This window comes from Priestia sp. AB, from assembly GCF_028369225.1.
Lineage (GTDB): Bacteria > Bacillota > Bacilli > Bacillales > Bacillaceae_H > Priestia > Priestia megaterium.
Genome location: NZ_JAQMYN010000007.1, coordinates 147578 through 172470 on the forward strand (window position 1 = coordinate 147578; position 24893 = coordinate 172470).

General features: G+C 39.8%; 24 protein-coding genes and 2 riboswitches. Of the genes, 3 read left to right on the plus strand and 21 right to left on the minus strand.

The features are described 5' to 3' along the window. Positions 1-10: 10 nt before the first annotated feature. The 13 genes from POF52_RS21020 to POF52_RS21080 form a co-directional block, all read right to left on the minus strand. Entirely contained in the window at positions 11-1135 is a 1125-nt protein-coding gene (locus POF52_RS21020; protein WP_016764361.1) for a cobalt-precorrin 5A hydrolase, read from the minus strand. Then, a complete protein-coding gene (cobM, locus tag POF52_RS21025) occupies positions 1132-1908 on the minus strand; it encodes a precorrin-4 C(11)-methyltransferase (RefSeq protein ID WP_025751698.1) in 777 nt (258 codons plus the stop codon). Before cobM ends, POF52_RS21020 begins: the two co-directional genes overlap by 4 nt. Next, the gene (gene cobI, locus POF52_RS21030) at positions 1905-2606 is read right to left on the minus strand and encodes a precorrin-2 C(20)-methyltransferase (protein ID WP_271994607.1); all 702 of its coding nucleotides are present in this window, start codon (positions 2604-2606) and stop codon (positions 1905-1907) included. Before cobI ends, cobM begins: the two co-directional genes overlap by 4 nt. Before the next feature lie 2 nt (positions 2607-2608). After that, on the minus strand, positions 2609-3805 hold the full coding sequence (gene cbiE / locus POF52_RS21035; protein ID WP_271994609.1) for a precorrin-6y C5,15-methyltransferase (decarboxylating) subunit CbiE: 1197 nt from the start codon (positions 3803-3805) through the stop codon (positions 2609-2611). Further along, positions 3795-4898 carry a cobalt-precorrin-5B (C(1))-methyltransferase gene (locus POF52_RS21040; RefSeq protein WP_176585396.1) on the minus strand — a complete coding sequence of 368 codons (1104 nt, stop codon included), beginning with the start codon at positions 4896-4898 and terminating at the stop codon, positions 3795-3797. Before POF52_RS21040 ends, cbiE begins: the two co-directional genes overlap by 11 nt. 3 nt (positions 4899-4901) lie before the next feature. Then, complete coding sequence (locus POF52_RS21045; protein WP_013083415.1) at positions 4902-5549, minus strand: precorrin-8X methylmutase; 648 nt, start codon at positions 5547-5549, stop codon at positions 4902-4904. A gap of 5 nt (positions 5550-5554) precedes the next feature. Further along, positions 5555-6322: a precorrin-6A reductase gene (gene cobK, locus POF52_RS21050; protein ID WP_176585395.1), complete on the minus strand. Its 768-nt coding sequence runs from the start codon at positions 6320-6322 to the stop codon at positions 5555-5557. Then, a complete protein-coding gene (locus POF52_RS21055; RefSeq protein ID WP_176585394.1) occupies positions 6319-7230 on the minus strand; it encodes a sirohydrochlorin chelatase in 912 nt (303 codons plus the stop codon). The genes cobK and POF52_RS21055 overlap by 4 nt, the downstream gene beginning before the upstream one ends. 18 nt (positions 7231-7248) lie before the next feature. After that, the gene (cobJ, locus tag POF52_RS21060; protein WP_176585393.1) at positions 7249-8871 is read right to left on the minus strand and encodes a precorrin-3B C(17)-methyltransferase; all 1623 of its coding nucleotides are present in this window, start codon (positions 8869-8871) and stop codon (positions 7249-7251) included. 13 nt (positions 8872-8884) lie between these two features. Next, positions 8885-9265, minus strand: a complete 381-nt coding sequence (locus POF52_RS21065; protein WP_016764370.1) for a (2Fe-2S) ferredoxin domain-containing protein — start codon at positions 9263-9265, stop codon at positions 8885-8887. A 102-nt stretch (positions 9266-9367) separates the two neighbouring features. Further along, positions 9368-9547, minus strand: a riboswitch (cobalamin riboswitch). Between the two features lie 118 nt (positions 9548-9665). Further along, a riboswitch (cobalamin riboswitch) is annotated at positions 9666-9844 on the minus strand. 146 nt (positions 9845-9990) lie between these two features. After that, positions 9991-10149, minus strand: coding sequence for a hypothetical protein (locus POF52_RS21070; RefSeq protein WP_176547877.1), 159 nt, complete (start codon positions 10147-10149; stop codon positions 9991-9993). Positions 10150-10407: 258 nt separating this feature from the next. Beyond that, a complete protein-coding gene (locus tag POF52_RS21075) occupies positions 10408-11445 on the minus strand; it encodes a M42 family metallopeptidase (protein ID WP_176585392.1) in 1038 nt (345 codons plus the stop codon). A gap of 108 nt (positions 11446-11553) precedes the next feature. Continuing rightward, a complete protein-coding gene (locus POF52_RS21080; RefSeq protein ID WP_176585391.1) occupies positions 11554-12825 on the minus strand; it encodes a cation:dicarboxylate symporter family transporter in 1272 nt (423 codons plus the stop codon). Positions 12826-13211: 386 nt separating this feature from the next. Between POF52_RS21080 and brnQ the strand changes: the two genes are divergently transcribed. Further along, complete coding sequence (gene brnQ, locus POF52_RS21085; protein ID WP_034651532.1) at positions 13212-14567, plus strand: branched-chain amino acid transport system II carrier protein; 1356 nt, start codon at positions 13212-13214, stop codon at positions 14565-14567. A gap of 40 nt (positions 14568-14607) precedes the next feature. On the opposite strand, the gene POF52_RS21090 is transcribed toward brnQ, so the two are convergent. The 5 genes from POF52_RS21090 to POF52_RS21110 form a co-directional block, all read right to left on the minus strand. After that, the gene (locus POF52_RS21090) at positions 14608-14985 is read right to left on the minus strand and encodes a hypothetical protein (protein WP_013083423.1); all 378 of its coding nucleotides are present in this window, start codon (positions 14983-14985) and stop codon (positions 14608-14610) included. Positions 14986-15000: 15 nt separating this feature from the next. Then, a complete protein-coding gene (locus POF52_RS21095) occupies positions 15001-16158 on the minus strand; it encodes a hypothetical protein (RefSeq protein ID WP_271994617.1) in 1158 nt (385 codons plus the stop codon). A 186-nt stretch (positions 16159-16344) separates the two neighbouring features. Then, positions 16345-16542: an IDEAL domain-containing protein gene (locus tag POF52_RS21100; RefSeq protein ID WP_013057324.1), complete on the minus strand. Its 198-nt coding sequence runs from the start codon at positions 16540-16542 to the stop codon at positions 16345-16347. A 133-nt stretch (positions 16543-16675) separates the two neighbouring features. Continuing rightward, entirely contained in the window at positions 16676-17959 is a 1284-nt protein-coding gene (locus POF52_RS21105; protein ID WP_013083425.1) for an ammonium transporter, read from the minus strand. Then, on the minus strand, positions 17956-18372 hold the full coding sequence (locus POF52_RS21110; RefSeq protein WP_013057326.1) for a hypothetical protein: 417 nt from the start codon (positions 18370-18372) through the stop codon (positions 17956-17958). Before POF52_RS21110 ends, POF52_RS21105 begins: the two co-directional genes overlap by 4 nt. 429 nt (positions 18373-18801) lie before the next feature. On the opposite strand from POF52_RS21110, the gene POF52_RS21115 reads away from it, so the two are divergent. Next, complete coding sequence (locus POF52_RS21115; protein ID WP_013057327.1) at positions 18802-19254, plus strand: DUF1641 domain-containing protein; 453 nt, start codon at positions 18802-18804, stop codon at positions 19252-19254. A gap of 33 nt (positions 19255-19287) precedes the next feature. Continuing rightward, complete coding sequence (locus POF52_RS21120) at positions 19288-20466, plus strand: NAD(P)/FAD-dependent oxidoreductase (RefSeq protein WP_013057328.1); 1179 nt, start codon at positions 19288-19290, stop codon at positions 20464-20466. Between the two features lie 45 nt (positions 20467-20511). On the opposite strand, the gene POF52_RS21125 is transcribed toward POF52_RS21120, so the two are convergent. The 3 genes from POF52_RS21125 to POF52_RS21135 form a co-directional block, all read right to left on the minus strand. Then, the gene (locus POF52_RS21125; RefSeq protein WP_074896555.1) at positions 20512-21468 is read right to left on the minus strand and encodes an AEC family transporter; all 957 of its coding nucleotides are present in this window, start codon (positions 21466-21468) and stop codon (positions 20512-20514) included. A 12-nt stretch (positions 21469-21480) separates the two neighbouring features. Then, positions 21481-23184: an NAD-dependent malic enzyme gene (locus POF52_RS21130; RefSeq protein ID WP_271994625.1), complete on the minus strand. Its 1704-nt coding sequence runs from the start codon at positions 23182-23184 to the stop codon at positions 21481-21483. Between the two features lie 238 nt (positions 23185-23422). Next, a complete protein-coding gene (locus POF52_RS21135) occupies positions 23423-24874 on the minus strand; it encodes a M20 family metallopeptidase (RefSeq protein WP_271994626.1) in 1452 nt (483 codons plus the stop codon). Positions 24875-24893: the final 19 nt, after the last annotated feature.

Genomic DNA, 24893 nt, shown 5'->3' on the forward strand with positions numbered 1-24893 from the left:
GTTCTCTCCTTTAGTCATAGGGAATAAGCGCCACTGAAATGGTTACATTCCCTGACTTTTTCTTCACAAGTTCAAGCTTATCAGCACCGCTGTATAACATAGCAGCAGGTTCACTGACGCCATATGCACCTGTATATTTAAAGACAGTATCTGAAGGCTGTTGGATACTTATGCTGTTTAGCTCTTGGGGCGAATAATAGACAAACTCCCAGCCGTACTTAGACGCCACTTCTAACAGCCCTTCTTCATCTTTCTTTAACTCTATTGTACATAATGCTTTTACACTTTTCATTGAAAACTGAAGTTCAGCAAGCGTTTTTTCAATAACGGTTTCAATTTCAGCTGTACTTGTCCCTCGATTGCATCCCATCCCAATCGCTAATACTTTTGGCCGGTAAAGAACACCGTTTTCTAAGATTGCTTCTTCCTCTTTTTTTAAATTGCGATGCGTTACGATCAAAGCTGCATGTGGCGATGCTTCAAGAGCTGTCTGAATCGATGAATATGTTTTAATGTTAGCTGGAACAGGGTGCTCATAATGCCACCAGTTCTTTTCACCTGATTCTTGAACCACTGCTATTTCTTCTTCATTCACCACAGAAGCGCTGACAGGGGTTAGTTTTTCTGCTGATTCCCACACCCATCCAAAGCGCTTACCAAATAAATCAACTGGAATTGTTTTTTGCACATCGGATGCTGTTGTAATGACAGGATGAGCTTCAAGAGCTGCCGCAACTTCACGCGTTAGCTCATTTGCTCCTCCGATATGACCCGAAAGCACGCTGATGACATTTTCACCTTTATCATCAATGACAACAACCGCAGGATCCGTTTTTTTATCTTTTAAAATAGGAGCAATCATACGTACAACTGCTCCGAGTGAGATAATAATAATAAGCCCTTTATACGATTCAAAAAGAGAAGGCAAAAGCATCCGAACGCTTCCTGAAAACAGCTGAATGTTCTGCTCTTGTTCGTCTCCTTTTTCAAACTTGCTCATGTAATACACATCAGACTGCTGAAAAGTGCGGCCTAGATTTCTTGCAATTTCTACGCCGTGTTTTGTGATAGCTACAACGGCATAATCTCCGCGCTGTGTAATGAGGGCTTTTTTTCCTTCTTGGAGTTGAATCATTCCGACTTCACTCCTCTTCGAAAGCCATGGGTAAATGTTTTGTCATAAAGTTTTGAACGATAATCTTTGTCATGAATGTGTGGATCAAGGGCCCAGCCTGCCAAAATCATCGCCTGCTTGCGAATGCCGTTTGTTCGCATAGCATCATCGAGGTCTTTTACCGTTGTGCGAACAATTTTTTCATCTGGCCACGTTGCTTTATAGACTACTACAACCGGCGTGTCTTCACTCCAACCCGCGCTTATAAATTCTTTCATCACTTTTTTTGTGAGCGTCGCGCTTAAAAATAACGCAATGGTACATTTATGTTTTGCTAAATCAGTTAATTTTTCAAACTCAGGTACAGGCGTTCTTCCTTCAGCACGAGTTAAAATAACCGTTTGAGTCAAATCTGGAATGGTTAATTCTGCTTCTGCCGCTGCAGCAGCAGCGAATACGGAGCTGACGCCCGGAACGATTTCAATATCAACGCCTTCTCTTTTTAAAAGCACCATTTGTTCCATAATGGCTCCGTACATAGCAGGATCTCCGGTATGTACTCTTACAACCATTTTTCCTTCACGCATGCGTTCAAGCATCGTACCGACCATTTCTTCTAAATGCATACCCGCTGTTTTTAACACTTCAGCTCCTGGTTTAGACTTAGCAACTAGCTCTTGACTTACCAGTGAGTCAGCGTACAAGACAACGTCTGCTTGCTGAAGTAATTTTAAGCCTTTTACGGTAATTAAATCTGGATCTCCGGGTCCAGCTCCGATTATGTATAACTTCATTTTCGCACCACCATTAGCGTTAAGTATTGTAAATCGGCTCCTTCTAGTTCTGAAGCTTTCCAGATAATTTCTTCATCTGACGTTACTTTTGTCACCACTGATGCTTTTTCAAGCAGATCAAGCTCTTTTAAAAGACCAACCATAAAATCGATGACTTTGGCCACTTTAATAAAAATGACGCAGTCGTTTTCCATTAATACTTTTTTCATTGTTTCATAATCTTCACGAGCAGGAACAATTGCTACGTGTTCATCACCGTCTGCTAACGGAATACCTAAACGAGATGCAGCTCCATTAATGGATGAAATACCAGGAATTACTTGAATCGGAGCTTCAGGGTGACGTTCTTGCATTAGACGCATCATGTGAATAAACGTACTGTAAAGCATAGGGTCGCCCTCTGTGACAAATGCTACATCTTTTCCTTCCTGGAGCTTTTCCCATACTCGTTCTACCGTTTCGGTCCATTTTCTTTCCAAAACAGCAGGATCTTTTGTCATTGGAAACACAAGGCCAAGCATATCTTTTTCATTTGCACTGAAATAGACATCAATAATTTTTTGGGCGTAGCTTTTGCTTCCTTTTTGTTTTTTCGGGTACGCGATAACAGGTGATTCTTTTAATTTACGAAATGCTTTTACTGTAATAAGTTCTGGATCTCCCGGTCCAACTCCAAGTCCGTACAATGTTCCAATCATATTCATTCTCCTCTTTTGGCTGTAATAATATAAATGGGGTTTAAAGCGTCAAATCGCGTTAAATGTAAAATGGGCTTGCTTCTTGAAATTTGTGCAAGCGTAACAGCAGTCTCAAACCCTCGTTCTTTAAAAGCTTTCATCGCTTCTGCTAAATTTTCAATCGTTACGGCATTTAATACGATGCGCCCTCCTGCATTTAATCGGTTGCAGCACACGTCCAAAATGGTTTCCATGCCTCCTGCTGTCCCTCCAATAAACACCGCATCAGGATCAGCAAACTCACTTAACCCTTCCGGTGCTTTTCCGTGCACAGTGTGGGCGTCTACTCGAAATTTCAATAGATTTTCTCTGCAGTTTTCTAAGTCTGCTTCATTTTTTTCCACGGCAAAAATTTGTCCTTCACGCGCAGTTTTAGCCGCTTCAATTGCCACTGAACCTGTACATGTTCCGATATCCCACACGACGCTGTCTTTCTTTAGCTGCAGGGCGCTAATACTAAGTGTACGAACTTCTTTTTTAGTGATAAGTCCTTTATCCGGCTTGCGTTGAATAAATTCATCATCTTCTATTCCAAGAGGCCAGACTGGGCTTTTTTCTACCTGTTTTAATATCACGACATTAAGCGGAGAAAAGAGTTGATTAGCCGCTTCTTCCAGCGAAAGCAGCTGACAGCGCTCCGTTTCTCCTCCTAAATTCTCTGCTACAAACATCTTGTATTCCGTCATGCCAAATGACAATAAGTAGTTTGCCAGAGCACTAGGAGAATTTTGCTCATCTGTTAAAATCGCTACTTTTTTATGACCATCTATGCGCTGAGCGAGTCCCTTTATACTTCTCCCGTGCACGCTTGTAAAATAAGCGTCTTGCCATCTTTCTTTTAAACGTGAGAATGCAAGCTGAATAGAACTTAAATAAGGATATATTTCAACGTCTAGCTTAGTAGAAAGATAGCTTCCTATTCCGTAAAATAACGGATCACCTGAGGCTAACACAACCGCATTTCCTTCTTCGTTTTTTAAACGTTCAACAAGAGAAGAAAGCCCTCCTTCAATCGCCACTTTTTCTCCTTTGAAATCTTGAAAAAAATCAAGGTGACGCTTACCTCCAACTAGCACATCGCTTTCGTAAATCCACTTTTCATACATGGGAAGCAAACTTAACTTCCCGTCGTCACCAATTCCAATAATTTTAATTGCCATGTTGCACCGCCTGTCCTAAAAAATCTCCTTTTAATGTGTAAAGAGACGTATCGACATCGATTCCGTCCCCTACTTCCTTTAACGCTGATAAACAGCAGTACTCGCACAGTTTTTCAAAAAACTGATGATGACCGCTTTGCGTCATTAAATCCCCCACTTGAGAAGCTGTGTTTGCACCTTTTATTTCCTCTACCAGTTCAGCAGAAGCGCCTGACTCAGAAGCTGCTTTTGCTAAAAAATTAAAATCAATGGGTGCACTTTTTGAATGAACCATCATAACGCCTTGCGCGACTTTTGAAAACTTTCCCATCATGCCTACGAGCGATACTTTTTTCATTCCTTGCTTTTTACATTGTTTTAACGTAAATCCAACAAAATCTCCCATTTCGATAAATGCTTCTTCCGGAAGTTCAGGGAACTGTTTCATTCCATACTTTTCGCTTCGGCCCCCTGTCGTAATGACAACGTGCTCACAATTACTCGCTTTAGCAACGCTGACTGCCTGCACGATACTTGCTTTATAAGCAGCTGTTGAGAACGGAACGACAATCCCCCGCGTCCCCAGTATCGAAATGCCTCCTAAAATACCTAGACGCGCATTTAATGTCTTTTTCGCCATTTCTTCTCCTTCAGGAACCGAGATGACAATCTTAACGCCTTTTTGTATATTGTATTGGGCTAGAAGCTGTTCAGCCGTTTCTTTCAGCATCTTTCTTGGAACAGGGTTAATGGCTGCTTCACCGACAGGAACCGGGAGGCCGGGCTTTGTCACACGCCCCACTCCCACTCCTCCATCAATGATAATGTCTGCACCATTACACCACGAAACTTCAGAAATAATCAGCGCTCCGTGCGTGGCATCGGGATCATCTCCAGCATCTTTAATGATGCTGGCTACAGCGCTGCTTGTGCGATACTCGCATTCTTCAAGATGAAACGTAGCAAAGCGGCCGACGGGTAAGTAAATCGTTGACTCATCTTGCACTTCTCCTGAAATTAGCGTAAGCAGAGCTGCTCTCGTAGCTGCCGTTGCACAAGCGCCCGTCGTATAGCCTTCTCTGAGTTTCTTAGGTTCTTTTGGTACTTCCTTCATGCGTTACACCTGATCTGCAAGAATTGAAATTGCATTTAATGCAGCAACCGTTACCGTACTGCCGCCTTTTCGCCCGATGTTTGTAATAAACGGCACGTCAAGTTTTGCAAGTTCTTCTTTAGATTCAGCTGCTGAAACAAATCCTACCGGCAGACCAATAACAAGCCCAGGTTTCGCTTCTCCTTCTTTAATCAAACGAATTAATTCAAGTAAAGCTGTGGGTGCGTTCCCAATTGCAAAAATTCCACCGTCTGCTTCTTTGATGGCTTTTCGCATAGAAATAATTGCACGCGTTGTATTTAAGCGCTTTGCTTCTTCCATTACGTCCGGATCCGAAATATAAACTTTGATTTCACCGCCGTGCTTTTCAATTCGCTGCTTGTTTGTTCCTACTTGCACCATTTGTACATCTGCAACCACTTGCTTGCCGCTGCGAATAGCTTTAATTCCTGCTTGAATCGCATCCGGATGAAACAGCATGCTGCGTCCAAGCTCAAAGTCTGCAGACGCATGAATTACGCGCTGAACAATTGGGTACTGTTCGTCTGTAAACGGATGAGGCCCAAGCTCTTCTGTAATCATCTCAAAACTTTTTCCTTCTATTTGCTGAGGCTGAACAGTTAACGGTTTAAATTCTGTACGAAAATCCATCTCAATCAACTCCTATTTTGGTTTACTAAAGCATTAACCACTTCTTCAAAAGTGGAATACACGGTTCCATACTCAATTTCCGGTCGCCCAATCATAATAATATCTAAGCCTAACTCTTTGGCTGCTTCCACTTTTTCATCCACAGATCCAACTTTTCCGCTTTCTTTTGTGACCATGACCGTCACTCCGTATTGCTTATACAGCGCTCGATCAAACTCTTTTGTAAACGGCCCTTGAATAGCAATAATATTTTTTTGCGGGAATCCCAATTGCTGGCACTTTTCCATATTATCCAGCCTTGGAAGCATACGAGCAACAAGCCGTACATCTGAAAGAGGAAGCAGCTTTTCAGTAAAAACCTGCAGCGTTTTGCTGCCTGTTGTCAGCATAATAACTCCTTTTTTCTCAGCTGCTACTTCTGCTGCTTCTTCATACGTAGAAACCATCGTCATATTATCATAGGCAAAAGCCTGCGAAGCCCGCTCATAGCGTATGTAAGGAATCGCTGTTTCAGCAGCCGCGCCGATAGCATTTTTAGATGCTTCTTCTGCAAAAGGATGACTTGCATCCACAATAGCTTTTACACGATGTTCGTTTACAAAATCCATCATATCTTCTTTTGTGAGACGTCCAATTTTCACTTTCACTTCTGCACGCTGTAATTCGATAGCTGCGTTTTCGGTTACAACCGTTGCTGTAACCTCATGACCTGCTTTTTTCACTTGCACGGCTAATGCACGTGCATCGCTAGTTCCGGCTAACAATAAAATCATTTTAGCTCGCCGACCTTATCTTCATGATGGTCGTGGTCATGATGGTGATCGTGGTGATGGTGTCCGTGATCATGGTCATGATCGTGATGATGATGGTGATCAATATGCTCCATAATGCCGAGGCGATATTGACACGTATCGCAGTTCATTTTCACTTCACCTTCTAATCCTTCTTCAGCACGTTCTTTTAAAATTGTCTGCAGTTTTGGGTGAAAACCGAAATAGCCGGCGAGCTTAAACTCAATGTTTTCATGCTGCATTTTATACTGCTTCACCATTTCTTCCAAACGCTTAATTAGTACTCCTGTAAATAAGAAATACGGGAGAATAACCACTTTTTTAGCGCCCAGTTTTAAGCATCGCTCTACCCCTTCATCAATCAGTGGAGCAGTTACGCCCATAAAAGAAGTTTCAACGATTTTATAGTTTGTTTTTTCCCAAAGAAGACGCGTAATTTTATATAAATCACTGTTTGCATCAGGATCACTTCCTCCTCGCCCTAAGACGATAACAGCCGTGTCTTCAGCTGGAGTTTCTAAATTCTCTCCTGATTCTTGTAATCTCGTTTTTAAAATTTCAAGGGCTTCTTCATGAACGCCAATGGGACGTCCGTATACGAAGTTTACGTGTGGATATTTTTCCTTAGCTTCATCTATAGCCGCCGGAATATGTATTTTAGAGTGGCCAGCAGGCAAGAGCATAATTGGAATTACAACTACATCTTTTGCTCCTTTTGCCACACATGTATCAATGCCTTGACTTACATTTGGGCGTTCAAATTCTAGAAAACACGTTTCTACTAAAATAGATGCGTCCCAATCATGCTTCATATTCGAAATAAATTCGCGAATTTGATCGTTCCCTTCAGGATCTCTGCTTCCATGACCGACAAATAAAACTGATTTCATATAATGCCCTCCTATTTTTTAATCTCCACACGGAGCTGGTTCTACTTTTATTTTTGGTGTTATATCTTGATAGTCGAACCCATAAACATTCTTCACACGCTTAAAGAATTTATGAAATCGCTCATTAGGATGACCTTTTTCTTTATATTCATGGACAATGTTCTCGACTATTTCAACAATGTCATCAGGTGCTATGCCTTCCGCCACAATTTGACCTGAATGCGCATTGCGTCCCACCGTTTTAGCTCCTAAAAATAAATCAAACGCACCTTTTCTATAGACAATGCCGATATCTTCTTGAACTGCGCCATAGCAGGCCATACCGCATCCATTAATACCAAGCTTCAGCTCTTTTGGCATGTCCATTCCCCCGAGGCGTTTTTGTAATTCTTCCGTATGTGGAATAGCATCGCTTTTTTCTCCGTCACAAAAATCACACGCTTTGATTGTGAACACATCTCCGACCGGAGATAGTAAAAAGGAAGCTGCTTGGAGCTTTTTAATAATCACATCTGGCTGAGTCGTTGGGATTTGCAGTTTGATTTGATGGTCAGGTGTATACTCCATCGTACCTTTTTCACCAACAACTTCTGCTAGTGTTGTCATTTGAACAGGCGTGAATTTCTTATTTGCAAGTCCTGGACTAACCGCCACTTCGAAAATAGACTGTATTGGCTGATGTACGACCGCAGAAGTAGGTTCACCTAAAATTGCTTGAAGCGCTTCTTCTGCAAGAGCTCGTGAAGTTGCTGTTTCTTCTGGTATGGTCTGAACTGCTTCAATAGCTGAAGCTGTTTGCTTTACAGTCTCTTCTTGATCGAGAGCCCACGGTTCCGCTTCTTTTCGAAGTCGCTGATGCGGTCTTAGCGGCTGCTCCGTTTGGTTAAGGGTATATTTCCGCTGATATCCGCGCGGTGTAATCATTAAATCGTCGTAAAAAAACGTAGATGAATTCCCGACAACAACGGTAGTCAGCATGCCAATTTCATGATTTAACATGTCTTTTAAGTTGGTCATTACGACTTCTTCACGGTCACGATAAGCGCTTTTCACAAGACCAACAGGCGTATCAGGAGAACGGTACTTTAATAGAATCCTCTGTGCTTCAACAATTTGTCTTGTTCGTCTTCCGCTTTTTGGATTGTAAAAAGCCACTACAAAATCTGCTTGTGCAGCTGCTTCGATTCTTTTTTCGATTAGTTCCCAAGGCGTAAGGTGGTCACTTAAACTAATTGTACAAGCATCATGCATCACGGGCGCTCCAAGGAGGGATGCGCATGAATTAATAGCCGAAATGCCAGGAATTACTTCCAGCTCTACGCCCGTTTCTTTTTTCCAGCCTTTTTCAATCAACACTTCATACACAAGGCCTGCCATTCCATATACTCCTGCATCTCCGCTTGAAATGACAGCCACGGTTTTTCCTGCTTCAGCTTGCTTTACAGCTTCTTGTGCACGGCTTACTTCTTCGGTCATTCCCGTACTAATAATTTGCTGATTCGTTAACAGTCCTTGAATTAATTCCACATAGGTTTTGTAACCGATGATCATATCACTTTCTTGAATGGCTTCTCTTGCTCGCTGTGTAATATGTTCAAAGCTTCCCGGCCCAAATCCGATAACTAACAGTTTACCTTTCATGCTAGCTCCTCCTTTATGCGTTACTTTTTACTTTATCAATTCCTTCTATGGAGTCACTGTTTTCCGGAGAAACGAAACCATTTTGATCATATTCATAAATAAGCGATTCCTTTATACTGCAGCCTCCTGCTAAATGTTCTTCGACAATCCGGTGAGCCACGGTTTCAGTGACCTGCTTGTACCAGTCTCCTGAAGGATACACAATAGCTACAGGAGCATCTTTGCATCGTCCGTTACAGCGTGTACGCGTTGTATGCACCGTTTCATCCAAATCCAGTTCCGTCACTTTATTTCGAATAGCTTGGGTGGCTTCTTCTCCACCTTTTCTCATACAGCTGCTTCCATTACAAATCAATACGTGATGTTTTGTTCCATTTAAGTTCCACGTCGTCACACTCATTCGCTCCTTTACTAAAAAAAGCGCCTCTATCAATGATAGAGGCGCAGAAAAATTCAAACTAAGTTTTTGCACTTCCACCTATATCCCGTAGGGTAAGCTTCGCATTAAAAAAAGGCTGGTTTCCTGACTTCGATTCATCACTTGACTGCGCCTTCCCGAATACAGTGGCATATGCAATCAGCTCATCTTCACAGTGGCGGGTACCGCGCTGGCTTCACACCAGACTTCCCATTTAACGCAATGTAAACATTGCGCACCTTTTTTGCACGATATGTAGTTTTACGACATGAGAAAAACCCGCTTCGCTAATATGCGAGCGGGTAAAACGTCAGAATAAGAGTGTACACGAATGCCACTTTAAGCCAACGTTTCCCTTCCCGCTCCCCGGAGAAATAGAAACTTCACAATAAAGACAGGTCTCCTGACTTGTGTATCATTCTACTTGAGAACCTTCCCGTGATTTTTCCACAGTGGTTATACTCGTTCGTCCACACTTACAGTTGCGGGGGCAGTACTGGTCTTTCACCAGTTTCCCTATTAAGCCTTCTTGGCATCTTTACTGTTGCTGTTTGATATATATGAACCTTTTAAACTATCAGAATAATAGAAGTAACTACCATATCATAGCGTACATTTTTTTTTATTTCAACTCTATTCTTTTCGAAAGATACAAGCATCTATAAAAAAACAAGAGCATAAAGCCAGCTCTTGTTTTTTCATTATATAGCAACTAATGTTAAATGAGGATCGTTATAATACACGACTTCTGAAAGAACTTTACAGCCATTTGTTTTGGCAAAAGCTTCTCTCGCCTGCTTTTCAGTATCAAATTCAAACATTTTCATTTCTTTTCCAGCATATACCGTCAGTACCCACATGAAAAGATTCGCCTCCGATTATTGTAGTGATCGCTATATCCACATTATGACGAAACCATTTCCTTTTGAAAACCCATTCTACAAAACTTGTCACAAGAAACTTTTAAAAATTTAAAAACATTTTAACTTCTGTAAATGAACAAAATGTACAAAAGGTTTAAGCAGTATTGTACTTTTTTAAGAAAGGAAAGTACAGACATCACAATCCCTTTCTGCTCTTTCCTTTGCATAAAAATACACTAATTAAATATTCCTTTCTTAAAGCAGAACCATGTTCGACTGCACATAGTAATAGAGAAGCTTATACGTATGGTTTAATGAATCTTGATGCGTTCTCTCAAACGCATGAGAAGAATCAATTCCTGGACCAATTAAGCCGTGTACGATATCGTGTCCGGCACGAATCGCAGCAGAAGCATCTGATCCGTAAAACGGATAAATATCTAATTTGTACTGAATATCATACTGCTTAGCTAGCTCCACCAAATGCTTTCTCAAACCGTAATGATATGGGCCGCTTGAATCTTTTACACAAATAGACACGGTGTATTCATCGGTAGATTGTCCATCTCCCATAGCACCCATATCAACCGCTAAGTATTCTACTGTTTGAGGCGTAATGTTCGAATTTCCTCCGTATCCAATTTCTTCGTTATTTGAAATGAGAAAATGCGTAGTGTATGGCAGTTCGATCTGTTCTTCTTGAACTGTTTTCATGAGCTGAAGCAATAAAGCTACGCTTGCTTTATCATCGAGATGACGAGATTTAATAAAACCGCTTTTTGTTATTTCTACACGAGGATCAAACGAAACAAAGTCGCCGACTTCAATTCCAAGGCTGCGAACATCTTCTGCGCTATGTACTTTTTCATCCAATCGAATTTCTATATTTTCTTGATTTCGCTCAGCTTTCCCTGCATCTTTATACACATGAACAGATGTTTGATGCATAAGGATGGTTCCTGTAAATACTTCTCCTGATGAAGTTTCAATTTCACAATATTCTCCTTCAATAGAATTGTAGCGAAACCCTCCAATCAAGTCGATTTTCAGACGTCCACTCGATTTGATTTCTTTTACCATAGCACCTAATGTATCGACATGAGCCGTCAGCATGCGGTGGTGATCTGTATCTTTACCGGGAATAGAAGCGACTAAGCCTCCTTTTCGATTGCGATACGTTTGAATATTTAGCTCTTTTACATAGTCTTCGACAAATGAAATTACCTTTTCTGTATTTCCAGAAGGACTGGGAATCGAAACAAGCTTTTTAATTAACTGAACAGTTTCCGTCATTATGACACTTCCTTTGTCTCTCATTTCTTTTATTTTACCATATGTTTCAAAAAAGATAACAGTCAGCTCCAAACAAAACAAGCCGGGCAGCTGCCCGGCTTGTTTGTTTTAAGCTATGTTTGATTTCTTTAATTCGTTTGTGTAATTTAATGATTTTTGCTTATCAAATTCGCCTTCAGACTTCGACATCACAATTGCAGCTAAAGCATTTCCTACTACGTTAACTGTGGTGCGCATCATATCAAGAATGCGGTCAATTCCTGCAATAAATGCCATGCCTTCAAGAGGGAAGCCCATAGATTCAAGTGTAGCAAGTACAACTACAAACGATGCCCCTGGTACACCAGCCATTCCTTTTGAGGTTAACATTAGCACAAAAAGGAGCTGAATTTGATCCATAATGGAAAGGTCGATGCCGTACATTTGAGCAATAAACAGCGATGCCAGCGCCTGATAAATGGTTGAACCATCTAAGTTAAACGTGTAGCCCGTTGGAATTACAAACGATGTAACCGACTTAGAACAACCGAAGTCTTCCATCTTTTTGATAAGAGAAGGTAAAACGGCTTCTGAACTTGCCGTTGTAAATGCAAGAAGCAGCTCGTCTTTTAACACTTTTATGAGCGTAAACATGCTTGTTCCAGCCATTTTAGCAATAATTCCAAGAACCACAAGCACAAAGAAAATCATGGTGAAGTAAACGGCGAACACTAATTTTCCTAATGGAATAAGTGATCCGACACCAAACTTTATAATATTAACACCAATAAGTGCAAATACACCTACTGGAGCAAATTTCATCACCAAATTAGTTACCCAAAACATCGCATCCAAGACGCCTTCAAAAAAGGCTAAAACAGGTTTTCCTCTCTCTCCAATCGAAGCTACGCCTACACCAAACAGTACGGAAAATAAAATGATTGGTAAAAGATCGCCTTCTGCTACCGATTGAAAGACGTTTGTCGGAACAATATGAAGAAGCTCTTGAGCAATCCCTGTACTTTCAGACGTCTTTGCCGTTGTCTCATATTGAGAAATATCGCTTTTTTCAATATGTCCCATATCAACCCCTGCACCAGGGTGGAATAAGTTCGCGGCAATAATCCCCACTACAATAGCAATGGTTGTAACAATTTCAAAATAAAGAATTGTTTTTCCGCCAAGCTTACCTAATTTTTTGATATCGCCTACTCCTGCGACCGCTACGATTAATGCTGAAATCACGATCGGTACCACAATCATCTTAATTAAATGAATAAATATGTCTCCAACCGGCTGTAAAATAGAAATGGCTGTATCGCTTCCATAAAAAATAGCACCTACAGCTACGCCTAAAATCAGTCCAATTAGAATCTGAGTTGCTAGACCTAACCTTTTCACTTTCTTGCTCCTTTCGCACAGTTGACTTTCATCCATCGAGCATATGCAGTTCCGCGAACCGTGTATAAATATACATCCTTACAGCACCTTATGTAAACAGTTCTTTACTAAAAGGATGTAAGGCCGCACATGCGAATTTTTAAAAGCCACGGTTCTGTTTTATCATATCAAATAATTGTTGTATATTGAGATTTTTTTGCTAAGTATTTTTCTATTTTTGCTATTTCAGCGAATAAATTAAAAAAATAAAATTTTATATTGAAATATGCATTTTAGGTTAGTATAATACGATACATGTTTATTTTTATTATTCGAATATAAAATTCTGAAAATTTTAATTATTCAACACGATAATAAAAAGCATTTATAATTTTGGAGGTTTTAACGTGTCAAACAAAGTTCCTTTTTCATTTATAGTGGTTATTGGCTTTATGCTTTTTGCCCTATTCTTCGGCGCAGGTAATTTAATCTTCCCTGCAATGTTAGGTCAGTCTGCTGGAAGCAATATTTGGTCAGCAAACGCTGGATTTTTAGTAACGGGTGTAGGTCTGCCTCTTCTAGGCGTTCTCGCATTTGGTTTTTCCGGAAAAGAGGATTTGCAGTCTTTAGCTAGTCGCGTACACCCAGCTTTCGGTATTATCTTTACTACGATTTTATACTTGGCAATCGGACCGCTTTTTGCGATGCCAAGAACGGGAAGCGTTTCGTTCGAAATTGGCGTTAAGCCTTTTTTATCAGAAAATCCAGGGCATCTTCCCCTTATCATTTTCACGGTAATTTTCTTTACTATTACCTGCTTTTTTTCGCTAAATCCTGCGAAAATTGTCGATTTAGTAGGGAAAGTTTTAACACCTATTAAATTAACGTTTATTGGAATATTGGTAGTTGTAGCCGTTGTGAACCCAATTGGAAAATTTGAAGCACCAAGCGAAGCTTATACAACACACTCATTTTTTAAAGGCTTCCAAGAAGGCTACTTAACAATGGATACACTAGCATCATTTGTTTTTGGAATTATTATTATTAATGCAATTAAAGAAAAAGGAGCAAAAACTAACCGACAAATCATCACAATTTGTGCAAAAGCTACGGCTATCGCTGCCGTTATTTTAGCTCTTATTTATAGTGCATTGTCCTATATGGGTGCTTCAAGCGTATCAGAGCTTGGACGTCTTGATAACGGAGGTACGGTTTTGGCTGAAGTATCAAATTACTACTTTGGCTCTTATGGAGGAATTCTTTTAGGTCTGATGATTACCGTTGCTTGTTTAACAACAAGTGTAGGTCTTGTAACATCTTGTTCATCTTTCTTCCATAAGCTGTTTCCAAGGGTTTCTTATAAGTTGATTGCTGTCATTTTATCAGCATTCAGCGCTGTTGTAGCAAACTTTGGTTTAACGGAATTAATCGCTATTTCGGTTCCGGTCTTAACAGCTATTTATCCGTTAGCTATTGTGTTAATTGCTTTAACATTCTTACATCCTTTATTTAAAGGACGTTCTGAAGTTTACCAAGTAAGCCTTCTGTTCACGTTTATCGTTAGTTTATTTGATGGCTTAAATGCTGCTGGATTCAAAATTGCGGCAGTAAACGATCTGTTTACATCGATTCTACCTATGTATGGAGTGGGTCTCGGCTGGGTAGTTCCTGCTATTGTAGGAGGATTAATCGGTCTTGGCATTACCTTCCTTCGTACAAATGATAATACGAACAGAAACACTTCAAGAAAATTGATTAAATAAAAAAGAGGATGCGAGTGCATCCTCTTTTTGTTATGGCGTCTTATGAGTAAGGAGTTTTTTTCTCCATTAACTTCACTTCTTCTTTTAACACATGTTTTTCGTATAGATATTTATCCGTTCGTTGAAAATGATATTTATCAGCTTTTTCTTTTTCAGATGTGGTCAAAAGCACTCGACGATCAGAAGCATCTGACACACCAAACGTTTCATTTTGATAAGTAGCATACGTAGCTACAAAAAACACTTCTTCAACAGCATCACGAGGAACTTCTTTTGTAAAAGTCGTGTCATTATATGGAATGAATCCATTTGCTACATCGCCTTTATCATAGCTAATCAGCTTTACACACCCGTTTTCCGTTTCATAACATTCGTAGTCTCGTTCATTATATGCTGCATACAAACCTTTTCGAATCATAAAAAAAACATTCCTTTACATTGGTTTAGCAATCGCTGGCACAAATCGTTTTTCTTCTGCCACATAGGTAGCTAAAAGTACTTCTTCCCCATTTACCACTTGGTATAGTTCCGCTCCGTTTGCTGGTGGATAATAGTTATCAAATTTGAACTCTGGAACGGTTTCCCCGTTTCGAGATCCTGTAAACCCATTAAGCGTACATGGAGGTCCGTCTGTTGTTTTTCCTCCGAACACAGTTCCGTAGGGAATATCAACATGGCTTACCGCTTGCGATTTGAATTTGATTACACCGTACGTCGATCCTTCTTCAGGAAACGGCCTTTTACCTGAACCATCGGTGTAATCTAAACGTAAGCTTTCAACAAAATCTTTGTACGAAGTAATATCATGAACATCTTCAGCTTTAGCTACATATCCTCCCACTGCCGTATAAGATCCATCTACATACTTTTCAATATCTTTAGCAGGGATCGTTTTTTGCAGCAGCGTATCTTTTGTAAGGGGTGAAACAGAGTCACGTATAGCCTTCATTACTTCTATTTCATGAGAAGTTAATGTTTTAACATCCTTTAATTTTAGTTCATTAAACTCCTTTTTTGTAAGATTAACGCGCTTCAGCACTTCATTAATTTTTTGATCAAAATCTTCTAAGCTTTCTAAATCTGAAGCCGTATAATGAGCATCAACTGTCCTTACATCTTTATGTACTTTTTTAACTTCATTTAATTCATACTGTTCTACTTCATCAGCCGTTTTAAACGTTTCAACGCTTGAAATGGTTTCGCCATTCGTATCAGCTACAACGTAACCGTCTTCAGCTTTTAACACATATCCGACTTCTCCGTTATCTAACGCAATTAAGTCTGACTGTTGAAAAGCGGCTTTCTCTTTTTCTTTTTGAAATTCCTTATCTGTCATTCCCTTAGTAACGAGAGCTTTAAGTTCTGATGTGTCTTTACTGTCTTTTTGATTTTCTTCTACTTTCTCAGCTGTAACTGATGAAGTTTCTGTATTAGATGGAGAATGAGTGACCGTCCCGATGACAAAAATAAGACTAAACACAATCCCTATGCCATACAAAAATTTGCTTGTTTTATGAGCTCTAAATAAAATTCCTAACACAATGCAAACAATACCCGCAATCAAGCTATCTACTAATAATAGATGTCCCAATCAAACCCCTCCTCTTTAATTCTTGTTTATGTTAAAAAAATCCATAAAAGAAGTCAATACAATTAATGTAAATAAAGTTTTAAATAGGAATATATTCATAATTATTACTAATTACTCCCTTTTAGTAGGTCTCAAAAATAAAACACACCACCTAAAAATAGATGGTGTGTGAAGTATAGTAAGTAATTAAGAAATTTGTTTAAGTTCTGATGAGAGTTTTAAAAACTCTTCTTTATTTTTCATCAATAGCGTGCGGTCGATTTCTTCTTTTAGCTGTGCTTTACGAAATTCTGCAATCGCCTTGTCTAAAATCATCTCAGCGAATAATGCATCAAGCACCTTTCCGTTGGATTTTTGCGGTGAATTAAGTAAATTCTTTTTCATAAGAAATCAACTCCTTGGCTTTTTTATAATATAACACAAATATTCTGACTTTTCAATCATTTAAACCAAGTATTTTAAATCTATTTTTTCCACATAAAAAGGCCGCCCTTTTGTTATAAAGCGCGGCCTTTTATTACGAATCTGAGGCTTTTTCTTTTACTTCCGCATAGTAGTTTTCATATTCAATAAATTCAGGAGCTTGATGTGCTGCCATGATACCGTGGTAGCTGATATCTAAGCCCACTTCTTCTTCTTCTTCCGTAGATCGAAGCGGAACCACCAAGGAAATAACCTTTAACCCTATCCACGTCGTAACAAATCCCCAAGCGCATAGAGCGATTAACCCAAGAAGTTGAACTCCAAGTAACGTCCAGCCTCCTCCTGTAAACACACCGCCGTCTGTAGAAAACAAGCCCACAGCCAACGTGCCCCATATTCCCGAAGCAGCGTGTACAGGAAAAGCTCCTACAGGATCGTCGATTTGACGTGCTTCGAGCCAGTTTGTAGCTGCCATCATTAATAAGCCAGATACAGCTCCAATAAAAATAGCAGATGGTGTGTTAACAAAAGCGCACCCGGCCGTAATGCCAACCAGTCCAGCAAGCGATCCATTTATTACAGAAGGTGCATCTGAACGGTTGTAGCGAAATAAAGTATAAAATAAAGTAGCTGCTCCGCCTGCTGCTGCTGATAACATTGTGACAATAGCAATGTGACCAATTCTAACGTCAGTGGCACTTAGCGTACTTCCTGCATTAAACCCGAACCATCCAAACCATAATAAAAAAGCACCCACTGATGCAAGCGGCAAATTGCTTGGAAGAGAAACAGAACTAATTCCATTTTTCGTGAACTTCCCTTTTCTCGGTCCAATCATTATTGCAGCTGCTAAAGCTGAAAAACCACCAAGAGCATGGATCACTGCCGAACCGGCAAAATCAAGCATCCCTAACTTACTAATCCATCCGCCTCCCCAAATCCAGTGGCCGGCTATAGGATAAATAAATGTAGTCATCAAAATCGCATATAAAAGGTATGCACGGAAATTAATTCGTTCTGCCACTGCTCCAGAAACGATAGAAATGACCGCAATAACAAATGCACATTGAAACAACCAAAACGTTTCAAGCCCAATTGGAATGTCAAGGTGTGATAAATTACCTGAGAGCGCAAAACCGCTTTTACCGACGACTCCACCTAAATCATCACCGTACATTAATCCAAAACCAATTAAATAGAAACAAAGCGTTCCTATTGTAATATCAGCGAATACTTTCATAATAATATTCACGCTATTTTTATAGCGGACAAAACCTGCCTCTAGCAAGGCAAAGCCGCCTTCCATTAACAAAATCATCGCGGCTGTTAATACAACCCATGTTGTATTTATCCCTAAACTTAGTTCATTAACACTCATATCCCAACGCCTCCACTGCTTTTTAATCGTTTTATTTCTTGTACAATAGCAGGCGAAAGCGTAATTTCACTTGTTTCTTCATTTTCCGCTTTTATTAATTCAAGAACTTCATGAAGTTCTCGCATTTGTGCTTTAAGGTGATCAATTTTTTTAAAGCGTTCCTTTACGTATACCATATACTCGACCGCTTGATGCTGACTTAAAGGACGCCCGGTAAAAAATTTACGAAACGGTGATAGTGATTGATACCAAGCTTCTTCAGCACGTTTCTTCTCTTCGTATTTACTAATTTTCGTTTTTATATCTTCTATTTCTTGTGCTTTAGCTTCTTTTAACTTCATTATAAATTCAATTAATTTTAATTGAGGCAATGTAATGACCACATTATGATAAAGTTCATCCACTATAACCATGTTATATCTCCTTACATAAGATGTTATATTATGATTATATGTAGAACACTATAGTAAGTCAATGTAATTTTTTGAAAACTCTTTAAATAGTAAATGCGCCCTATCTTTTTAATACTTATAGAATATTAAGTTCGTATGTGTTGAAATATGACGTTATTTGTTTTATCGTAGGAATAGGAATCATGTTAGTTCCCTATTTTAATTTTATTTACCTAGGCAATTATTCGCTTTATTTCTTATAAACTTTTATTAAACAAAGGGTTACGAGGTTCTTCACTTATTTTTTCAACGAAATGAGTTGATTTTATCTCGTATTAAAATTAAAATAGAATTATGTGCAAGATTTCACAACTTCACAATGTAGTTTGAAAGTCTAGCAGATAACTAGGAACTACATATGCAACAGTATCCAGCAAAGGAGGACTTTTCATGTCTCAATCAACTATTCAAAAATCAGCTGCAGAGGAAAATGCTGCTGTACAAACAGAAGCGGCAGTTAACAAAGGTCAAGCGGATGTGTTAGATCAATTGTTAAAGCCTGAAGTACAAGAAGCTCTTACTGTTCTTGTAGATAATTTACCAAAATTATCCGAAATGGTAACGGTGCTTACAAAAACTTACGACGTTGCGCAATCATTATTAACTGACGACGTATTAAAAGAAGATCTACTTGGTGGAGTAAAAGAATTTATCGAGCCGGTAGAAGGAACAGTAAAAGGTCTTGCAGCTACTGCAATCGAAGCAAACGATCGTGCAGAAGCAAATGCTTCTAATTCAATCGGTTTATTCGGTTTATTACGCATGCTTAAAGATCCACAAGCTCAAAAACTATTCCGCTTTGCACAAGCGTATTTAGACATTACAAACGAAAAACAAAAATAATTTTCATTAAAAAGTGTGGACGGAGGATCGACTATGTCAAAACATATTTTAATTTTAGGCGGCGGTTACGGTGGTTTATTAACTGCCATGACAGCTCGCCAACACCTAAGTGCGGATGAAGCAAAAATTACAGTAGTGAACCGTTTTGCTACTCACCAAATCATTACAGAATTACACCGTCTAGCTGTAGGCGGCGTTTCTGAACAAGCGGTAGCTTTACCACTTGATAAATTACTTAAAAACTACAACGTTGATTTAAAAATTGCAACGGTAAAAGAAATCTCACCAGATCAACGTGAAGTATCTCTTGAAGATGGTACAAAATTAAGCTACGACTACCTTGTTACAGCTTTAGGTAGTGAAACTGCTTACTTCGGTATCCCTGGTTTAGAAGAGCACAGCTTCGTTCTTAAATCAGTAAATGATGCAAACCGTTTACGTGCACACGTAGAAGCTTGTATCGCTGAATACAGCAAAACAAAAAATAAAGCTGACGGTACAATCGTAGTTGGCGGCGGTGGATTAACAGGTATCGAACTTGTTGGTGAATACGCTGACTTAATGCCAAGCCTATGTCTAAAACACGGTGTTGATCCAAAAGAAATTTCTCTATACTGTGTAGAAGCAGCTCCTACAGTTCTTCCAGGCTTCCCTGCTGAATTAGTAGAGCGCGCTCAATCAAGCTTAACAAAACGTGGCGTGACATTTGTTACTGGTACACCTGTAACAAAAATGGATGCTACAACTGTTGAACTTAAAGACGGCAGCAAAATTGAAACAAAAACAATGGTATGGACTGGCGGAGTTCAAGGTAACTCTGTAGTTGCTAACTCAGGTATTGAAGTAAACCGCGGTCGTGCACTTGTAAATGAATTCTTACAATCTACATCTCATAAAGATGTATTCCTTGCTGGTGACTCAGCGGTTGTAATGGGTCCAGAAGGTCGCCCTTACCCACCTACTGCTCAATTAGCTTGGCAAATGGGTGAAGTTGTAGGCGTGAACTTAGCAGTTGCTATTCGCGGCGGAGCAATGGAATCATTCGTTCCTGTCTTCTCTGGTACACTAGGAAGTCTTGGACGCAAAGATGCAATTGGTACAATCGGCGGAAACAAAACGCAATTAAAAGGTTTACCAGCATCACTTATGAAAGAAGCAAGTAACGTTCGTTACTTATCTCATATCAAAGGATTATTTGCATTAGCTTATTAATCCGTCTTAAAACGAAAGAGGAATTCTCCTCTTTCGTTTTTTTATTTACATAAGCCAAGAAATAAGAAGCGGCAGCGTAATCAACGATAAAATAGCACTAATGACAAAAGCAGATGCGGTTTCGTTTTCCAAGCTTTCAAACCGCAAAGCAATCATCGCAGCTACAGCAGACCCAGGAAAAGCTACCAGCAAAATAGCTTTTGTCACTTCATCTGAAGATAATCCTATCCATACTGCAATTCCGAGCATAACGATGGGTTGAACCGCTACTTTTAAGAGGGCGATCCCAAGCGCACCTTTACTGAAGTTAATTTTTCCAATTCCAATCGTTACTCCTACTGCAAACAAAGCTGCTCCCGATGTAATACTTCCGATTTGATCAAGCATATCCTGTAAAAGTTTAGGTGACTGAAAGCCGCAAAGCGTTAAAATCACTCCAATTAACGGTACACATGCCAAAGGCTCAGATAAACCATGCAAAATGGAATGAACCGTTACTTTGAATAAACTTGTTTTCTCTTCCCCTTCCCTTCGTCCCCTTTGTCCAACGGTTCCTAAAATCGTTGCCAGCGGATCTAAAATCGCGTTTACTACGATTCCTGTTATGGCAATTGGAATCGCTACGGCTCCTGCACCGAACAATCCTCCGAGTACTGGAATGCCCATAAAAGCAAACGTTGGCTGAGCTGAGTTTAGAGCAAACATAGAAGAAGAAGTTAACGTATGCTTCCCTGCATACTTCACGACGAGCAATATAATGAGGTAAAACCCGACAATTCCTAAAATCAGCGCTACTAAAAACGGCCATTCGTCTATGAGTGTTTTTCTTGGAGTTGTCGTTACACCTACAAATAAGTGTGCAGGAAGCGCAAACTTCGTTACTAATGTGTTGAGCCCCTTAGACGTTTGCTTATCAAATTTTTTAAAGTGCCCTGCTAAATAACCAAGCAAAATGACAAAAAAGATAGGCGCGAGAATGAGAAAAATTTGACCTATGCTCATTTATCATTCACCTCATTCATTTTTTGCCTTAACCGGTTTATAAACAGGCTGCCATACCGCTGCTTCTACAAGTTTATTTACATTTTGCTCGGCAACAGTTGCTACGTTATCTTTTACAGCAGCATCAGCAACTGCTACAGCAACCGCCTTTGATACTTTTTGAAGATCTTTAATATTTGGAAGAAGCGTATCTCCTTTTGTATCTGTTTCTGCTATACGAGCTACTGCATTGGCTGCTTCTGCAAACATAGATTCAGTAAACTTTTGAGCGCGAACCACAATTGCACCTAAACCAAGACCTGGAAACACAAATGCATTATTCGCCTGTCCGATTTCATAAGTGTGCCCGTTATATTCAACGGGTTCAAATGGACTTCCCGTTGCAATAAGGGCTTTTCCTTCCGTCCATTTTATAATATTTTCTGGAACAGCTTCAGCAAGTTTAGTCGGGTTTGAAAGCGGCATAATCACAGGGCGCTCCACATGCTTTGCCATTTCTTTAATAATTTCTTCGGTAAAAGCATCCGTGACGCCTGATGTTCCAATTAAAATCGTTGGCTTCACTTGCTTGACAAGCTCCAATAGTGAAACTTTATTTTCATCGTTTTTTCCCCATTCTTTAATCTCTTCTTTTTGACGAACGTAAGGCTGTTGAAAAGGAGCTAAATCTTCCATATCTTCCGTTAACAGACCTCTGTAATCATATGCCCAAAAACGATCATACGCTTCTTCTTCAGATAACCCTTCAAGCATCATCGCACTATGAATACGATCAGCATTCCCAATTCCAGCAGATCCCGGTCCAAATACAACAACCCGCTGATCTTTTAAAGGTGTACCTGTAATGCGCACCGCTGTCAAAACGGCTGCAAGAGTAATCACTCCCGTTCCTTGAATGTCATCATTAAACGTTAAAATTTTATCTCCGTATTCTTTCATAATGTGACGCGCGTTAATATTCCCAAGATCCTCCCAATGAAGAAGCGCTTTAGGAAACTTGGTCGTTATTTCTTTTACAAATTGAGCAATAAAGCGATTATAGTCTTCTCCTTTTACTCGCTCATGACGATTTCCTAAATACAAAGGATCTTCAAGAAGCTTTTTGTTATTGGTCCCCATGTCAAGAACAACAGGCAGTACGCGGCTTGGGTCAATTCCTGCTGCAGCTGTGTAGACCGCTAACTTTCCAACTGCAATATTTATCCCTCCTACACCCCAGTCCCCAATCCCTAAAATACTTTCTGAATCTGTAACTACAAGCAAATCAATATCTTCGCTGTCGATCCCTAAGTTTTCAATTGCATCACTTAATCGATCCGCTTCATTTACGGATAAATATAAGCCGTCAGGACGGTGGTATTCATGGCTGTATTCTTGAATGGATTGACCTACAGTAGGCGTGTAAATAATGGGAAGCATTTCACTTAAATGATCGGTTAATAAACGATAAAACAACACAACGTTCCGGTTATGCAGATCATTTAACGAATTATTTTTTTGAAGATCATTCGGTGCTTTTTTGAACTGCTCATATGCTCTTTTTGCCTGTTCTTCTAACGTTAAAACCGTTGGAGGAAGAAGTCCCTGCAGATGAAGCTCTTCTCTTTCTTCTTCAGTAAAAGCAGAACCTTTATTTAAATAAGAAGTGGATAAAACCGATTTTCCTTTTAATGAAGTTGAAATTGAACCATCTTTTTCTACTTTATATGCTCTCATGTTTTTACCTCTTTTCTTGAACAATTAGATAGGGTTAGGTTCAGCCAAGAGATATATTTTTAACCATTTATTTTTAATGAAAACAAAAAAGAGATTGAGCCATAACTACATCAATCCAATCTAAAGACGACAAACGGGATAAATGAGACCTAACGTTCAACCTAACAATAAAAAAATCCGAACGATTCATCGTTCAGATCTTCCATACACGAAAATACGTTTTTCCCCGCCTCGTTTTTTATACCACGCTATAGTTTTCCTGCTCACTTTCTGAGTAATTAGGTGGCTGTATATGTGAAGGCACAAGACATTCATAGCTTTCCCCTTCTAGCCTATCCTCCAGCTCTTGTTTGGCTTGACTAATCAGCTCTTGATTTTCTATCATTTCAATCGCCGTAGCCGCGATGGCTTTTCCAGCCAATAACATCGCATCGTGGGCATACTCCGTTTTCCCTTGAGCAACAGCTTGCCATGTATGAAACGGCGTAGCATAAGCCCACGTTGCCGTCACGCACTGTGCAGTGGGAACATTCCAGCTAACGTCTGCGACATCAGTTGATCCTGTCATGAAGGAAACATTTTTAGACATAGGAGCAATTTGGTTGAAGACCGGATGATCCGCTAAAGCTCTGTCTAGCAGTGAACCCACTTGTTTTTTTGCTGCTTCTTTATCTTCGGCGGATGTAGACTCGTAAATAGCTTTGGCAAAAGCTATTTCTTCATGTTTCACTTCAGCCAAATTTATCTGCATCATTTGCTTATGCATCAGCTGTTCCATTGTTTGATTTGGAATTAGATTAGCACAGGCTCCTTGAATTTCCTGTTCCATTTGTGTTTCAGTCATTAAAGCTGCTCCCTCTGCAATTTTCACAACGCGTTCAAAAAGTTCTTTGACTTGAGATGGCTTCGGAGCACGAATTAAGTACATGACTTCCGCTTCTGCTTGAACAACATTAGGAGAGATGCCTCCGCTATTTGTAATGGCATAGTGTACGCGCGCTTCATCAACCATATGTTCACGCATATAATTTACACCAATGTTCATCAACTCTACAGCGTCTAAAGCGCTTCTGCCAAGATGAGGACTAGCAGCTGCATGACTGCTTCTTCCTTTAAATTTAAAAGTTGCTTGCAAAACCGCATTCGATGACGTATGCATAACACCATTAACGGTAGCGGGATGCCATGAAAACGCGACGTCTACATCTTGAAAAAATCCTTCTCTTACCATATACGTCTTTCCGTAACCACTTTCTTCGGCTGGACATCCATAGTATCGAACGGTCCCCGGAACATTTTTTTCTTTTAAATATTCTTTGACAGCAAGTGCAGCTGCTAGTGAGCCTACCCCAAGTAGGTTATGCCCACACCCATGGCCATTTCCGTTTTTTTTGACCGGATCTGCTACTGCGCAATTATCTTTTTGACTCAGCCCGGTAAGCGCATCGTATTCACCGAGAATAGCGATGATCGGATAACCGCTCCCGTAACTTCCAATAAAACCTGTTTCAAGGTTAGCAATATGTTTACGAAGTGTAAACTCTTCTTTTTCTAACATGTCGCAAATCAGCTGTGCTGACTTATACTCTTCAAACCTCATTTCTGCATATTCCCATATTTGATCACTGATTAGAGTTAGCTCGTTTCGCTTTTTTTCAATAAGTTGTTCAACTTCTTTAATAATATCCATGAGACACTCTCCTTTTTCT

Coding starts and splice junctions, on each gene's coding strand:
- POF52_RS21020 (WP_016764361.1), bottom strand. CDS start 1,135: ATGATTCAACTCCAAGAAGGAAAAAAAGCCCTCATTACACAGCGCGGA.
- cobM (WP_025751698.1), bottom strand. CDS start 1,908: ATGAAGTTATACATAATCGGAGCTGGACCCGGAGATCCAGATTTAATT.
- cobI (WP_271994607.1), bottom strand. CDS start 2,606: ATGATTGGAACATTGTACGGACTTGGAGTTGGACCGGGAGATCCAGAA.
- cbiE (WP_271994609.1), bottom strand. CDS start 3,805: ATGGCAATTAAAATTATTGGAATTGGTGACGACGGGAAGTTAAGTTTG.
- POF52_RS21040 (WP_176585396.1), bottom strand. CDS start 4,898: ATGAAGGAAGTACCAAAAGAACCTAAGAAACTCAGAGAAGGCTATACG.
- POF52_RS21045 (WP_013083415.1), bottom strand. CDS start 5,549: ATGGATTTTCGTACAGAATTTAAACCGTTAACTGTTCAGCCTCAGCAA.
- cobK (WP_176585395.1), bottom strand. CDS start 6,322: ATGATTTTATTGTTAGCCGGAACTAGCGATGCACGTGCATTAGCCGTG.
- POF52_RS21055 (WP_176585394.1), bottom strand. CDS start 7,230: ATGAAATCAGTTTTATTTGTCGGTCATGGAAGCAGAGATCCTGAAGGG.
- cobJ (WP_176585393.1), bottom strand. CDS start 8,871: ATGAAAGGTAAACTGTTAGTTATCGGATTTGGGCCGGGAAGCTTTGAA.
- POF52_RS21070 (WP_176547877.1), bottom strand. CDS start 10,149: ATGTGGGTACTGACGGTATATGCTGGAAAAGAAATGAAAATGTTTGAA.
- POF52_RS21075 (WP_176585392.1), bottom strand. CDS start 11,445: ATGACGGAAACTGTTCAGTTAATTAAAAAGCTTGTTTCGATTCCCAGT.
- POF52_RS21090 (WP_013083423.1), bottom strand. CDS start 14,985: ATGATTCGAAAAGGTTTGTATGCAGCATATAATGAACGAGACTACGAA.
- POF52_RS21100 (WP_013057324.1), bottom strand. CDS start 16,542: ATGAAAAAGAATTTACTTAATTCACCGCAAAAATCCAACGGAAAGGTG.
- POF52_RS21105 (WP_013083425.1), bottom strand. CDS start 17,959: ATGAGTGTTAATGAACTAAGTTTAGGGATAAATACAACATGGGTTGTA.
- POF52_RS21110 (WP_013057326.1), bottom strand. CDS start 18,372: ATGGTTATAGTGGATGAACTTTATCATAATGTGGTCATTACATTGCCT.
- POF52_RS21115 (WP_013057327.1), top strand. CDS start 18,802: ATGTCTCAATCAACTATTCAAAAATCAGCTGCAGAGGAAAATGCTGCT.
- POF52_RS21120 (WP_013057328.1), top strand. CDS start 19,288: ATGTCAAAACATATTTTAATTTTAGGCGGCGGTTACGGTGGTTTATTA.
- POF52_RS21125 (WP_074896555.1), bottom strand. CDS start 21,468: ATGAGCATAGGTCAAATTTTTCTCATTCTCGCGCCTATCTTTTTTGTC.
- POF52_RS21130 (WP_271994625.1), bottom strand. CDS start 23,184: ATGAGAGCATATAAAGTAGAAAAAGATGGTTCAATTTCAACTTCATTA.
- POF52_RS21135 (WP_271994626.1), bottom strand. CDS start 24,874: ATGGATATTATTAAAGAAGTTGAACAACTTATTGAAAAAAAGCGAAAC.